10 protein-coding genes are annotated in these 13,964 nt (G+C 45.7%); 1 reads left to right on the top strand and 9 read right to left on the bottom strand.

Translation table 11 applies throughout. From position 1 onward, the window contains the following. Positions 1-14 precede the first annotated feature (14 nt). The 9 genes from ICN13_RS08160 to ICN13_RS08120 form a co-directional block, all read right to left on the bottom strand. Positions 15-656: a phospholipid-binding protein MlaC gene (locus ICN13_RS08160; protein ID WP_216139860.1), complete on the bottom strand. Its 642-nt coding sequence runs from the start codon at positions 654-656 to the stop codon at positions 15-17. A gap of 62 nt (positions 657-718) precedes the next feature. Next, entirely contained in the window at positions 719-1,477 is a 759-nt protein-coding gene (locus ICN13_RS08155) for a VacJ family lipoprotein (protein ID WP_216139859.1), read from the bottom strand. Continuing rightward, positions 1,477-1,959, bottom strand: a complete 483-nt coding sequence (gene mlaD / locus ICN13_RS08150) for an outer membrane lipid asymmetry maintenance protein MlaD (RefSeq protein ID WP_216139858.1) — start codon at positions 1,957-1,959, stop codon at positions 1,477-1,479. Before mlaD ends, ICN13_RS08155 begins: the two co-directional genes overlap by 1 nt. A 21-nt stretch (positions 1,960-1,980) precedes the next feature. After that, the gene (gene mlaE / locus ICN13_RS08145; protein WP_216139857.1) at positions 1,981-2,778 is read right to left on the bottom strand and encodes a lipid asymmetry maintenance ABC transporter permease subunit MlaE; all 798 of its coding nucleotides are present in this window, start codon (positions 2,776-2,778) and stop codon (positions 1,981-1,983) included. Next, the gene (locus ICN13_RS08140) at positions 2,778-3,629 is read right to left on the bottom strand and encodes an ABC transporter ATP-binding protein (RefSeq protein WP_216139856.1); all 852 of its coding nucleotides are present in this window, start codon (positions 3,627-3,629) and stop codon (positions 2,778-2,780) included. The genes mlaE and ICN13_RS08140 overlap by 1 nt, the downstream gene beginning before the upstream one ends. 10 nt (positions 3,630-3,639) lie before the next feature. Beyond that, a complete protein-coding gene (locus ICN13_RS08135) occupies positions 3,640-5,103 on the bottom strand; it encodes a glutamate synthase subunit beta (RefSeq protein WP_216139855.1) in 1,464 nt (487 codons plus the stop codon). Between the two features lie 38 nt (positions 5,104-5,141). Continuing rightward, the gene (locus ICN13_RS08130) at positions 5,142-9,887 is read right to left on the bottom strand and encodes a glutamate synthase-related protein (protein WP_216139854.1); all 4,746 of its coding nucleotides are present in this window, start codon (positions 9,885-9,887) and stop codon (positions 5,142-5,144) included. 184 nt (positions 9,888-10,071) lie between these two features. Then, positions 10,072-10,776 carry a transposase gene (locus tag ICN13_RS08125; RefSeq protein WP_216139853.1) on the bottom strand — a complete coding sequence of 235 codons (705 nt, stop codon included), beginning with the start codon at positions 10,774-10,776 and terminating at the stop codon, positions 10,072-10,074. Between the two features lie 12 nt (positions 10,777-10,788). After that, on the bottom strand, positions 10,789-13,125 hold the full coding sequence (locus ICN13_RS08120) for a penicillin-binding protein 1A (RefSeq protein ID WP_216139852.1): 2,337 nt from the start codon (positions 13,123-13,125) through the stop codon (positions 10,789-10,791). Between the two features lie 141 nt (positions 13,126-13,266). On the opposite strand from ICN13_RS08120, the gene ICN13_RS08115 reads away from it, so the two are divergent. Beyond that, on the top strand, positions 13,267-13,959 hold the full coding sequence (locus tag ICN13_RS08115; RefSeq protein WP_216139851.1) for a hypothetical protein: 693 nt from the start codon (positions 13,267-13,269) through the stop codon (positions 13,957-13,959). Positions 13,960-13,964: the final 5 nt, after the last annotated feature.

The raw sequence follows: 13,964 nt of genomic DNA, 5'->3' as shown, positions 1-13,964 counted from the left end.
AATGAATATTGTTATTAATTTGCTGGCTTAGCGCTAGCTAACTGCTTATTGCGTTCTTGCAAAAATTTCACAAGGCCATCAATTCCATTTTGACTAATCTGATTTGAGAACTGATTACGGTAAGCCTCAACTAACCAAACACCCATGATGTTCATATCGTAGACTTTCCAACCTTTGTCGGTTTTCTCCAGACGGTAATCCAATGGGACTGGATCTCCACGACCAAGGACAACGGTTTTGACAACAACTTCCTTATCGTCTGGTGCTGCACGAAGTATCTTAAATTGCACTGTCTGATCCCGCAGCTGGCTCAAGGCGCCAGAGTATGTGCGGATTAATAAGTTTTTGAATTCCATGACCAATTGATTTTGCTGCTCAGGGGTTGCCTTCTTCCAATTGGGGCCCATTGCCATTTCGGTGGTGCGGCGCATATCGGTATAAGGAACAATTTTCTTTTCAACTAAATCGACTACCCTCGGAATATTGCCCTTTTGGATTTCAGGGTCCGCCTTCACGGAGGCCATAACATCAGACACAACCATTTTGATCAGCACATCAGGAGCCGTTGTTTGATCAGGGATTTGCGCAAAGACTGCGCCGGAGATAAGTAGCAAACCTGCTACTAAAGACTTGGTCAATTTTTTAAAAATTTTCATATCCAATTATCTCGCTATTTTTATCTTGATTGAGGCTAATTTTAGCCCCTCAGCTAAATCGCTTACTCGTAAGGATTCTGGTAAACGGGCATCGTAGGCTCTTCATCATCACGGCCCTCGTTAATTTGATACTGACGACGCTGAATATAAGCATCTCGCATAAAGCTGTACTTATCAATCGCAGCCCCATCCAATAAATCACCAGCTTCGTAGTAAGTATTGCGAGCATTTACAACGCGTAAGCCAGTAATACTGTTTCGTAACCCAATATCTTTAACGTAACTGAAGAGATAATCGGACTCTAAATCAGCAACCGTTCCAAAGGTATCGCGTACGTTACTTGGTCCAAAGAAAGGCAAGACTACGTATGGGCCAGCAGGTACACCCCAAACACCAAAAGTTTGGCCCCAGTCTTCCTTGTGCTTTTCTAAACCGCCAGGAGTGGCCATATCGATTAATCCACCCAAACCAAAGGTGGTATTAACTACCACGCGCATCAAATCATTGAAGGCAAAGTCGGGCTTACCCTGCAACATATTTTGCAAAGCTGTATAGATATCGTTGTAGTTACTAAAGAAGTTGTAAATACCTTCACGCACAAATTCAGGTAAAACAAATCGATAACCAGCGACTACTGGTTTCAATAAATAGGCATCAAGACCTTCATTGAATTCAAAAACGGAGCGATTAAATCGCTCCCAAGGATCTTGTGGTGAAGGCTCAACCCCTGCAGGTATTGAGGCGCAGCCTACTAAGACAGAAGCTATACATAACAAGATGCATTGCCTAGCCCTGCTGATGAACTTGACTACAGACGGCATTACTTTGCTGCACCCTTATCTTGCCCGCTATCTGCTGCCTTGTTATAGAGAAACTGACTAATGAGGTTTTCTAAAACAATTGCTGATTGGGTCTGGGTAATTTTTTCGCCATTAGCCAAAAAATCATCCGAGCCGCCAGCCTCAAGGCCAATATATTGCTCGCCCAACAATCCTGAAGTCAAAATCTTTGCGGATGAGTCTTTTGGAAACTTATAAGAATCTTCAATTGTCATCACAACAGTTGCTTGATAGGTTTTGTCATCAAAGGAAATATTAGCAATACGTCCAACTACCACTCCAGCACTCTTCACTGGTGCACGAGGTTTTAATCCGCCAATATTGTCAAAGCGCGCAGAAATTTTATAAGTGGGTGCAAATGACACTGCATTCATATTGCCGACCTTCAATGCCAGAAATAGAGCTGCCAATAAACCAATGGCAACAAAAATTCCTACCCAAATATCAATTGCACTTTTTCTCATAAGAGTCCCAGTTTATTCTTTCTAGTTCGAGAACATCATTGCGGTTAGCAGGAAATCCAACGCTAAAACCGATAAAGAAGAAATCACCACTGTCCGAGTGGTGGCCTGCGATACGCCCTCAGGCGTAGGCTTCGCTTCATAACCCTGATAAAGGGCAATAAACGTCACTGCCACACCAAACACCATGCTTTTAATTAAGCCATTACCGATATCTGAAAAGAGATCTACACCACCCTGCATCTGAGACCAAAAGGCCCCAGAATCAACACCAATCAGGGGAACTCCCACAAAATAGCCACCCATGACGCCTACCGCAGTAAAGATGGTTGCCAAAATTGGCATAGAAATAATGCCAGCCCAAAGTCTTGGGGCTATCACTCTGCCTAAGGGGTCAACAGCCATCATCTCCATTGCACTTAATTGCTCACCGGCTTTCATTAAGCCAATTTCTGCGGTCAATGAAGTACCCGCACGACCAGCAAACAGCAGAGCAGTAATAACTGGGCCTAATTCACGAGTCAAAGAAAGTGCAACCAATAAACCCAGGGCCTGCTCTGAGCCATAGCGATTTAAGGTGTAGTAGCCCTGCAATCCCAATACAAATCCTACAAATAAACCCGAGACCGCAATGATCACAAAAGAGAGATTGCCAACAAAGAGGATTTGATCGATGACGAGGCGAGGTCTTTTCAGTAAAAATCCTGAACGCAAAATGACTGCTACAAACATTCTTGTAGCAAGCCCGAGACTACTCAAGTTGCGACGAACAAAAAATCCAAGGTCGCCAAATAAGTCGAGAAGTTTTTGAAGAGCAGTCATTAAATGCTCACTCCAAAATCTTCAGCCAAGCTTTGACCTGGGTAATGAAAAGGTACTGGACCATCAGGTGCAGCATCCAAAAACTGTCTAACAAAAGGATCGGTCGAGCGACTTAATTCAGCAGGCGTACCTTGTGCGCCAATCCGGCCATTCGCGATAAAGTAGACGTAATCAGCAATTTCAAAAGTCTCTTCAACATCGTGTGTAACCAATAAACTCGTGGCTCCGAGGGCGTTATTCAGATCACGTATTAAGCGTGCAGTAATGCCTAAAGAGATTGGGTCTAAGCCTGCAAAAGGCTCGTCATACATGATGAGGGGAGGGTCTAAAGCAATTGCTCTAGCGAGGGCAACCCGTCTTGCCATGCCACCAGAAATTTGCGATGGCATTAAATCACGAGCACCACGTAATCCCACCGCATTTAACTTCATCAATACTAAGGAACGTAAAAGTTCTTCACTTAAATCAGTATGTTCGCGTAATGGGAATGCTACGTTTTCAAAAACGCTGAGATCGGTAAACAAAGCACCAAACTGAAATAACATACCCATGCGACGACGAGCATTCATTAATTGATCACCGGTCATCTTGCCGATGTCTTGGCCTTCAAATAAAACTTGACCAGATTGTGCAGTAAATTGACCGCCGATTAAACGCAAGATGGTAGTTTTACCGCAGCCCGATCCGCCCATCACTGCGACCACTTGGCCGCGACGAAACTCCATATTGAGACCTGACAAAATCTGTCGCTCACCAGGAGCATAGGAAAAGTCGACGTCCTTGACGGAAACGACAACTTCTCCTATAGATTGCTTGCTTGCATCCAAAGAGTTTGGGTGGACAGTGTTCATATCCCCAATATTATCGGGGTAAAACAGATGACCCCATCAAATACTCATCTACTGCCTGGGCGCATTGGCGCCCTTCACGAATTGCCCAAACCACTAAAGATTGTCCGCGGCGCATATCACCAGCTGCAAAAACCTTGGGAACGTTAGTTTGATAAGCATTTTGGCCATCCACAGTTGCTTTAGCGTTGCCACGCGCATCTTTCTCAACGCCAAAAGCATTGAGCACTTGCTGAACTGGGGATACAAATCCCATAGCCAGAAGTACTAAATCTGCCTTGATCTCAAATTCAGAATTTGGAACTTCAGCCATCTTGCCGTCTTTCCACTCCAAACGAACACCAATTAATTTTTCTACTTTGCCGTTTTTGCCTTCAAAACGCTTCGTTCCAACTGACCAATCGCGGTCACAACCTTCTTCATGAGAAGAGGAGGTACGGAGTTTGGTTGGCCAATAAGGCCATACCAAGGGCTTATTCTCTTCTTCAGGCGGTTGCGGGAGCAATTCGAACTGAGTAATTTTTGTGGCGCCATGACGATTCGATGTTCCAACACAATCAGAACCAGTATCACCACCACCAATAACGACAACATGCTTATCAGTAGCGCGGATTTCATTTTTGAAATCGCCCGCATTCTCTTTGTTTTGTGGAATCAAAAACTCCAAGGCATAGTGCACGCCAGCCAATTCGCGACCAGGAACAGGGAGATCACGTGGCTGCTCTGCACCGCCAGTAATCACTACTGCATCAAAGTCTTTCATCAACTGATCAGGCGAAACTGTTTTAGTAGAGTAATTTTTTACTTCGGCGCCAATGGCTTCTTTACCAACAAAAACACCGGTTTCAAATTTCACGCCTTCAGCTTGCATCTGCTCTACACGACGATCAATCAACCACTTTTCCATTTTGAAATCTGGAATACCGTAGCGCAGCAAACCACCAATGCGATCATTCTTTTCAAACACAGTGACGTCATGGCCAACGCGTGCCAATTGCTGGGCGGCTGCCATACCAGCAGGGCCACCACCAACAACAGCTACCTTTTTGCCAGTCTTGGTTTTAGATGGCTGAGGCTTCACCCAACCACTCTCCCAACCTTTATCAATAATGGCATGTTCAATAGACTTAATGCCAACAGGAGCGCGGTTAATACCTAAGGTACAAGCCGCTTCACAAGGTGCCGGACAAATACGGCCCGTGAACTCTGGAAAGTTATTGGTAGATTGCAAAACATCTAAAGCATTTTTCCAGTCGTTATGGAACACCAAGTCATTAAAGTCGGGAATGATGTTGTTCACTGGGCACCCGCTATTACAAAACGGAATACCGCAATCCATGCAGCGCGCGCCTTGAACTTTAGCTTCTTCGTCGGTTAAAGCAGCGACAAACTCTTTGTAATGATGAAGGCGTTTGACTGGCGCTTCGTACGTTTCATCGACGCGCTCAAACTCCATAAATCCAGTGACCTTACCCATATCGAATCCTTAGTATCTTTTCTTAATATCTGTATTAATTAAGCAGCAACAGTTTTGTTTTGCGCCTTATCCCATAACTCACCTAGAGCACGTTTGTACTCAGTTGGGAGAACCTTGATAAAACGCGCACGAGAATTTTCCCAATCAGCCAAGAGTGCTTTAGCGCGCTCTGAACCGGTGTAACGGAAATGACGCTCAATTAAGCTCTTCAAAATTTGCTCGTCGGTTAAGCGCTCACCACCATCTTTCACATCAACCGGAGCATGCCACTCAGACTGAGGCATCTTGGCAATCTGCTCTGCAGAAGGCAAAACTTTTTCTAGCGTTGCCATGCTGGTATTGCAACGCTTATCAAACATGCCATCTTCGTCATAAACGTAAGCAATACCACCGCTCATGCCTGCAGCAAAGTTACGGCCAGTAGTACCAAGCACCACTACAGTTCCACCAGTCATGTATTCACAACCGTGGTCACCAGTACCTTCAACAACCGTAGTGGCTCCAGAGTTACGAACTGCAAAACGCTCACCAGCAACACCATTGAAGAATGCTTCACCAGCAATTGCACCGTATAAAACGGTGTTACCAACAATGATGTTCTTAGCCGTATCGCCACGGAACTCATGTGAAGCACGAACAATCACACGTCCGCCAGACAAGCCTTTGCCAACGTAGTCATTGCCATCACCTACTAAGTCCAGAGTAATGCCACGGGACAAGAAAGCCGCAAAGCTTTGACCCGCCGTGCCATTCAACTGAATGTGGATAGTGTCGTCAGGCAAACCAGCGTGACCATAACGTTGCGCTACTTCGCCTGAGAGCATTGCGCCAACAGTACGATTCACGTTCTTCACTGGAACAATGAACGAAACTTTCTCGCCGCGCTCTAAAGCAGGCTCACTCTTCTCGATCAAAACGTTATCAAGCGCACTTGTTAAGCCGTGATCTTGTGTCAACACTTGATAGCGTGGAACATCTGCAGCAACTTGAGGTTCAGCAAAAATTTTGCTGAAATCCAAACCATGAACCTTCCAGTTCTCAATACCTTTGCGAGTATCTAGCAAATCAACGCGGCCGATCAAGTCATCAAACTTCCGAATACCCAATTGCGCCATGATCTCGCGAGCTTCTTCAGCAATAAAGAAGAAGAAGTTCACAACATGCTCTGGCTTACCAGAGAATTTCTTACGTAACTCTGGATCTTGAGTAGCAACACCGACTGGGCAAGTATTTAAATGGCACTTACGCATCATGATGCAACCCTCTACTACCAATGGAGCTGTCGCAAAACCAAACTCATCAGCGCCCAATAGAGCACCAATAACTACGTCGCGACCCGTCTTCATTTGGCCGTCAGCTTGAACGCGAATACGGCTACGTAAACCATTGAGAACCAAGGTTTGCTGGGTTTCAGCCAAGCCCAGTTCCCATGGTGAACCAGCGTGCTTAATTGAAGATAGTGGAGATGCGCCAGTGCCGCCATCATGACCAGCAATCACTACGTGATCCGCTTTTGCCTTGGCAACACCAGCCGCAACTGTACCTACACCAACTTCAGATACTAATTTGACAGAAACATCTGCTTTTGGATTGACGTTCTTCAAGTCATGAATCAATTGGGCAATATCTTCAATTGAATAAATGTCATGGTGCGGAGGAGGAGAAATTAAACCAACGCCTGGCACTGAGAAACGCAACTTACCAATGTAGTCAGATACTTTACCGCCTGGTAATTGACCGCCTTCACCTGGCTTTGCGCCTTGCGCCATCTTGATCTGAATTTGATCTGCAGAACGCAAGTACTCTGTCGTTACGCCGAAACGGCCTGAAGCAACTTGTTTAATCTTCGAGCGCAATGAATCGCCATCAAGCAATGGGATATTGGCTTCAACAACATCGCTACCTAAAACGCTAGCGAGCGTTTCACCCTTCTTAATTGGAATGCCTTTGAGTTCATTCACATAACGATTTGGATCCTCGCCACCCTCACCGGTATTGGATTTACCGCCGATACGGTTCATCGCAATTGCCAAGGTCGCATGTGCTTCAGTTGAGATCGAGCCCAAAGACATCGCGCCCGTAGCAAAACGTTTCACGATTTCTTTTGCAGACTCAACTTCATCCAATGGAATTGCTTTTGCAGGATCAATCTTGAACTCAAACAAACCGCGCAAAGTCATCTGACGCTTAGTTTGATCATTGATGATGTTGGCGTACTCTTTATAAGTTTGATAGCCCTTCTCCGCCCCAATACGAGTAGAGTGCTGCAACTTCGCAATCGTATCTGGAGTCCACATGTGGTTCTCGCCACGGATACGGAAGGCATATTCGCCACCAGCATCCAACATATTGCTGAGAACTGGGTCATTACTAAACGCAGCAGCGTGCATACGCAAAGCTTCTTCAGCTACTTCAAAGACGCCAATACCACCTACGTTAGATGGAGTGCCCTTGAAATACTGATTGATGATTTCATGGTTTAAACCAATCGCTTCAAAAATCTGTGAGCCGGTATAAGACATATACGTAGAGATGCCCATCTTGGACATCACTTTTTGCAAGCCCTTACCAACCGCTTTAACAAAGTTCTTAACCGCTTTTTCACCAGATAAATCGCCCGACAAGCCTTTAGCCATATCGGTCAATGTTTCCATCGCGAGGTACGGGTGAATAGCTTCAGCACCGTAACCAGCCAAGAGTGCAAAGTGATGTGTTTCACGCGCGCTACCAGTCTCAACAACCAGACCTACGCTAGTACGCAAACCTTTTTCAACTAAGTGTTGATGAATTGCTGAGGTAGCCAACAATGCAGGAATAGCAACATGCTTCTCATCCACCTGACGATCGCTCACGATCAAAATGTTGTACCCAGAACGTACTGCATCAGCAGCTTCTGCACACAATGATGCTAAGCGCGCTTCGATGCCAGCCTTACCCCATGCTGCCGGATAGCAAATATCTAACTCGTAAGAGCGGAACTTACCGTTGGTGTAGTGGCCAATATGACGAATCTTGGTGATGTCATCAAAATCCAAAATGGGTTGACTCACTTCCAAACGCATTGGAGGGTTGATATTGTTGGTATCTAATAAATTGGGCTTTGGTCCAATGAATGACACCAATGACATCACCATGTTTTCGCGAATTGGATCAATCGGAGGATTGGTTACCTGCGCAAATAATTGCTTGAAGTAGTTATATAAAGGCTTGTTCTTGTTTGATAGCACCGCTAATGGGCTGTCATTGCCCATGGACCCAATAGCCTCTTCACCATTCATGGCCATTGGGGCCATGAGGTACTTGATATCTTCTTGTGTGTAACCAAACGCTTGTTGGCGATCCAATAATTTAGCCGCTGGACGAATCGTCATTTTTTCATCGACTAAATCAGCTTTGCTAGCATCAACCTCATCTAGCTTCACGCGAACTGCATCAATCCAACTCTTGTATGGCTTGGCTTTAGATACAGCATTCTTGAGCTCAACGTCATCAATGATGCGACCTTGCTCCATGTCGATCATGAACATCTTGCCTGGCTGTAGACGCCATTTTTGAACGATCTTATTTTCTGGAATCGGCAACACACCAGCTTCGGAAGCCATGATGACCAAGTCATCATCGGTTACGTAATAACGTGCTGGACGTAAGCCATTACGATCCAACGTTGCGCCAATTTGACGACCATCGGTAAATGCCATTGCAGCTGGTCCATCCCATGGCTCCATCATCGCTGCGTGGTACTCGTAGAAAGCACGGCGATTGTCATCCATCAATGCATGCTGTTCCCATGCCTCAGGAATCATCATCATCATGGCTTGTGCCAACGGATAGCCGGACATTACCAACAACTCTAAGCAGTTATCAAAGCAAGCGGTGTCAGATTGACCTGGATAAATCAATGGCCATAATTTTTGCAAGTCATCGCCCAAGACTGGCGAGCTAATTGCACCTTCACGTGCATTGACCCAATTAACGTTGCCCTTAACAGTATTGATTTCGCCGTTGTGCGCAATCATGCGGTATGGGTGAGCCAATTCCCATGCAGGGAAAGTATTAGTAGAGAAGCGCTGATGCACTAGTGCAAGAGCTGACACAGCACGCTTATCTTGCAAATCTTCGTAATATGCGCCTACCTGGTTAGCTAACAGCAAACCCTTATAAACAATAGTACGCGCAGACATTGATGCAACAAAATATTCTTTGCCATGCTTCAAATGTAAATCTTGAATTGCATGGCTTGCTGTTTTACGAATCACATACAACTTACGCTCAAGCGCATCGGTTGTCATGATGTCGCGACCGCGACCGATAAAAATTTGACGAATGAATGGCTCTGTCATTCTCACGGTTGGAGACATCGGCAATTTCACATCTACCGGCACATCTCTCCATCCCAAAACAACTTGACCTTCTAAGCGCACAGTGCGCTCTAATTCTTGTTCACAAGCTAAACGTGATGCATGTTCTTTTGGCAAGAAAATCATGCCAACACCGTACTCACCAAATGGTGGCAATGTAATTCCTTGCTTAGCCATTTCCTCGCGATACAAGGCATCTGGAATCTGAATCAAGATGCCAGCACCATCACCCATTAAAGGATCTGCGCCAACCGCACCCCGATGATCCAAGTTCTCAAGAATCTTTAAACCTTGAGCAACGATCTCGTGGGATTTCTTGCCCTTAATGTGCGCGACAAATCCTACGCCGCAAGCATCATGCTCATTACTTGGGTCATAGAGACCATGAGCGATTGGGCGTAGATCAGAATTGAATTGTGTAGTCATAGTATTTCCGAGGGGCGACAAAGGCCCGATAACTTTTGGAGGATCAAATATAGGGGAATACCCATACCGATGCAATAGAAATAAAATGACTCTGTCCCATTTATTTAGGGACCGCACCAAAATGAATTATTGAAATAGGGACAGAGTCGTTTATCACAACCCTAAATACCGTCGCTAAATCATCCTAAGAAATTGAATTACTTGAATTAATTTTTCTAGGACGTCCGCGATGCCGTATTTGAGCCAAGTCTGGAGTGTCTTTAAATACCTTTTTCGCATAGATATCGCTGACCCATGGCTTTGATCTGAGCAAAGATTCGGTAATTTGCCGGTCTTCCCAATGGGGGGCGCCCTCTCTCACAAACTCCGCCCATTTCATTTGCCTTTCGAATGGGGTATTACCCAGCTTCCAAAAGTGCTGGTGATCAACTAACCAAGACTCTGCTTTGCCTCCAATATGAGTAGCAAAGCTAGTCCAATTGGAGTCTTGGGGGCTCGATTCATAGCCAGCTCTTACCGGATTCAGTTCGATATAGCGCTGGCAACGTAAAAAATAGTCTGGGTCAATTAAAGATGAGCGATAACGTCCCTCCCAAATTGTTCCGGAACGATGATGCTGTTGATTGAAGTATTGGGCATAACGTCGACCTAAAGACTGCATTGTTTTCGCAAGCGAATCTTCATTTTGCGGGGTCATGAGTAAGTGCGCATGATTTGGCATTAACGCAAAAGCGTGGACTGAACATCCAAATTGTCTTGCAGCCTCTCGCAACCAATCTAAGTAGGCACGACGATCTTCATCGCTAAAGAAAAGAGTTTCACGATTATTACCACGAACCATGACATGCATTGCTTGGCCAGGAATTACAGTGCGTGCTTGCCGGGCCATTTTGAATACGAACTACTGAAGTTCGCGTGAGCCACCACTACGAGAAAACTCAGGAATAAACCAATCACCATCTACCTGCGTCACGCCACTAGGAACTTCACGTGCCTCCTGTGGCACATCTTTCAATGCTACAGACATATATGAAATCCACATCGGTAAAGCGAGGCCGCCACCAGTTTCACGATCACCTAAGCTAGCTGGCTTATCAAAACCAATCCAAGCAACGGCAACTACTTTAGGGTTGTAGCCAGCGAACCAAGCATCATGAGAATCATTGGTAGTACCTGTTTTGCCGGCAATATCATTACGACCTAATTTAGGTCTAGCGGATGCTGCCGTACCGGTTTTAGTTACCTCCTGCAACATACTATCCATCACAAATGCAGTGCGCGCATCTAGAACTCGAGGGGCTCCATCGCCAACGCGTGCAGGTTTGGCCTCAAACAAAATTTCTCCTTTGGACCCAACCATCTTGTCGATCAAAAACGGATCTACGCGATATCCGCCATTTGCAAAGACGCTATAAGCTGAGGCCATCTGCAAAGGCGTCACTGAGCCCGCACCTAAAGCCATGGTTAAGTAAGGCGGATGTTTTTCAGGCTCAAAGCCAAAACGCTGAATATATTCTTGCGCATATGAAGGGCCAATCGCTCGAATAATCCGAACAGAAACTAAGTTCTTGGATTTAGCCAATGCATTGCGCAAGCGCATCATGCCATCGTACTTGCCGTCGTAGTTCTTTGGCTCCCAAGCCTGACTACCGGTCTCCATACTCCCAATCGATAAGGGTGCATCGTTAACCATGGTGGCTGGGGTATAGCCTTTTTCAATTGCAGCAGCATAAATAAAAGGCTTGAAGGAGGATCCCGGCTGACGCAGCGCTTGAGTGACGTGATTGAATTGATTACGACGGAAATCAAAGCCTCCAACCAAGGATAAGATCGCGCCCGTATCTGCATTCATCGAAACAAAGGCTGCCTCCACCTGAGGCAACTGCGCTAACTTCCAAACGCCACCATCCAAAAGCAATCTAACTACTGCACCTGGGCGTAAACGCTTTTTGGGTTGGGTGCTATCCGTAATCGATGCCGAGGCTAATTTCATACCATCACCCTTCAAGGTGATGGTATCGCCAGTAGCAATCATGACTTGCATTTCTTTAGGCTTCACATCGAGAACAACGCCGGATTGCAAGTCATCTAATTGTGGATAAGCAAGCAAGGCTTCATCAATTGCGCGCTGACGTTTTACTGGGTCCTCTGGAAGATCAATAAAGCCCTCGGGCCCGCGATAGGCATGCCGTAAGTCATACTCAAAAATACCGCGACGCACCGCTTTATAAGCAGCATCCTGATCTGCCTTTAAGATCGTCGTGTAGACATCGATTCCCTGAGAGTAGATAGCCTCGCCATACTGAGTAAACAATAACTGGCGAACCATCTCTGCAGGGAAGTCAGCGCGTACTGCAAATTCATTACCAAGGCCGCGAATACGCAGCTCCTCAATCATGGCTTTTTGGTAGTCCTCAGTTGAGATATACCCAAGATCACGCATACGCTGCAAGATATATTCTTGGCGAATCTTAGCGCGACGGAAATTGCTTACTGGGTTATATGCTGATGGGGCTTTAGGTAGGCCAGCCAACATAGCAGACTCCGCTATCGAGATATCTTTTAAATCTTTGCCAAAATAAATCTGGGCTGCGCTCGAAAAACCGTAAGCTCTTTGGCCCAAGAAAATCTGATTCATGTAGATCTCGAGGATCTTGTCTTTTGTGAGTTGAGATTCAATCTCCCACGCAAGCAAAACTTCATAAATTTTGCGACTGAATGTTTTCTCATTGCTGAGGAAGAAATTGCGAGCCACCTGCATGGTGATGGTTGAAGCGCCCTGCGATAAATGCCCGCGCAGATTAGTAAGGGCGGCCCTCAAAATACCGACGTAATCAACGCCGCCATGAGAGTAAAAACGATCGTCCTCAATTGCCAGAACGGCATTGCGCATGGTTTGCGGGATTTCATCCAACGGAATGACCTTGCGCCGCTCTTCACCAAACTCACCAATCAAGACCTTGTCTGCTGTAAAAATCCGCAATGGTGTTTTTGGGTTGTAATCCGTCAAGGCCGAAATTTTTGGCAAATTGGGTTTAGCGACCAGAAAGGCGTAGCCCATTAACAACATCACTACCAAAGCAAATACCACGCCCATAATCAACATAGCTTTCACTAGGGGATTACTGGAAGATTTACGTGGTGAGCCTGGCCCTACTCGGGAATACCGCGGACTTCTGTCGAGTTGACGGATTGGTCGCTGATTTTGCGGCGGCTTGTCTTTTGGGGGGAGGGCCATATGCTCAAATTATAGGGCGCTTAAGTAATTTTCCTAAAAGCTCCAAAACCCTTGTTTTTGAGTTTTTCTAAGCATCTTTGCTGACAACAGTTTCAACCCAGGCTGATGTCTATTAATTGTCCAAACTTGAAAAATAAGGGGATGCCATCTCGCCACATTTCTCCCCAATCTTTTGATGCAATTCTGAGTGAGCTTGGTGATGATCCAGCCATCCCCGACCCTCATGGAATTCGTAAATCCACCTCACCAAAGCGCCCATCTCCAGAGCCCTCAAACCAACCCAAAGAACGCATCGGACTAGCAGATTTCAGTAACTCTAAAGTATTCAATCAACTCCACCAGTTGGGAGCGTTTGCCATATTCGGAGTCTTGTTAATCGCTATTGGCATAGCACTATTGATGGCCTATGAATCCCTTAAGACGGGCTCTGAAGCCTTAAACCAAGAGTCATACAAGCAGATTTCTGAGCTTAAAAAGGAACTTGCTGTATTGCGCTCTGAATTAGAGACCGAACAAGACGATTTATATGAGGCAATTGACTCAATAGAAGTGAGCGTTCACTCATTAAAAGAAAGTAGGCCAATTACCAGGCTCATTGCCAAGCCTCAAGCCCTGCCTTATGAGCTTGAACTCCGTGGCTGGCGTTATCTGGGGGTAAGTCAAATGGGGGGCTCCCAACAAGCGTTTTTTCATAACGGTAAAAACAATGTGATGTTTCAAAAAGGAGGTCTGGTTTTAGGGGATTGGCGATTAACCCAGCTTGAGAAGGACTTTGCAACCCTCACTCACGTACAAGGTAAAACCCTCAATCTCAAACCCTCTAAAACCGAATGAAGCAA

Origin of the sequence: Polynucleobacter sp. MWH-Berg-3C6 (genome assembly GCF_018881855.1) — a bacterium.
In the GTDB taxonomy this organism is placed as follows: Bacteria; Pseudomonadota; Gammaproteobacteria; order Burkholderiales; family Burkholderiaceae; genus Polynucleobacter.
This window is presented reverse-complemented; position numbering and strand designations above follow the sequence as displayed.

Excerpts from the sequence above, each read along its gene's own strand:
- ICN13_RS08135 (WP_216139855.1), bottom strand. The coding sequence starts at position 5,103 with ATGGGTAAGGTCACTGGATTTATGGAGTTTGAGCGCGTCGATGAAACG.
- ICN13_RS08120 (WP_216139852.1), bottom strand. The coding sequence starts at position 13,125 with ATGGCCCTCCCCCCAAAAGACAAGCCGCCGCAAAATCAGCGACCAATC.
- ICN13_RS08115 (WP_216139851.1), top strand. The coding sequence starts at position 13,267 with ATGCCATCTCGCCACATTTCTCCCCAATCTTTTGATGCAATTCTGAGT.
- ICN13_RS08155 (WP_216139859.1), bottom strand. The coding sequence starts at position 1,477 with ATGCCGTCTGTAGTCAAGTTCATCAGCAGGGCTAGGCAATGCATCTTG.
- mlaD (WP_216139858.1), bottom strand. The coding sequence starts at position 1,959 with ATGAGAAAAAGTGCAATTGATATTTGGGTAGGAATTTTTGTTGCCATT.
- ICN13_RS08140 (WP_216139856.1), bottom strand. The coding sequence starts at position 3,629 with ATGAACACTGTCCACCCAAACTCTTTGGATGCAAGCAAGCAATCTATA.
- ICN13_RS08125 (WP_216139853.1), bottom strand. The coding sequence starts at position 10,776 with ATGGCCCGGCAAGCACGCACTGTAATTCCTGGCCAAGCAATGCATGTC.
- ICN13_RS08160 (WP_216139860.1), bottom strand. The coding sequence starts at position 656 with ATGAAAATTTTTAAAAAATTGACCAAGTCTTTAGTAGCAGGTTTGCTA.
- mlaE (WP_216139857.1), bottom strand. The coding sequence starts at position 2,778 with ATGACTGCTCTTCAAAAACTTCTCGACTTATTTGGCGACCTTGGATTT.
- ICN13_RS08130 (WP_216139854.1), bottom strand. The coding sequence starts at position 9,887 with ATGACTACACAATTCAATTCTGATCTACGCCCAATCGCTCATGGTCTC.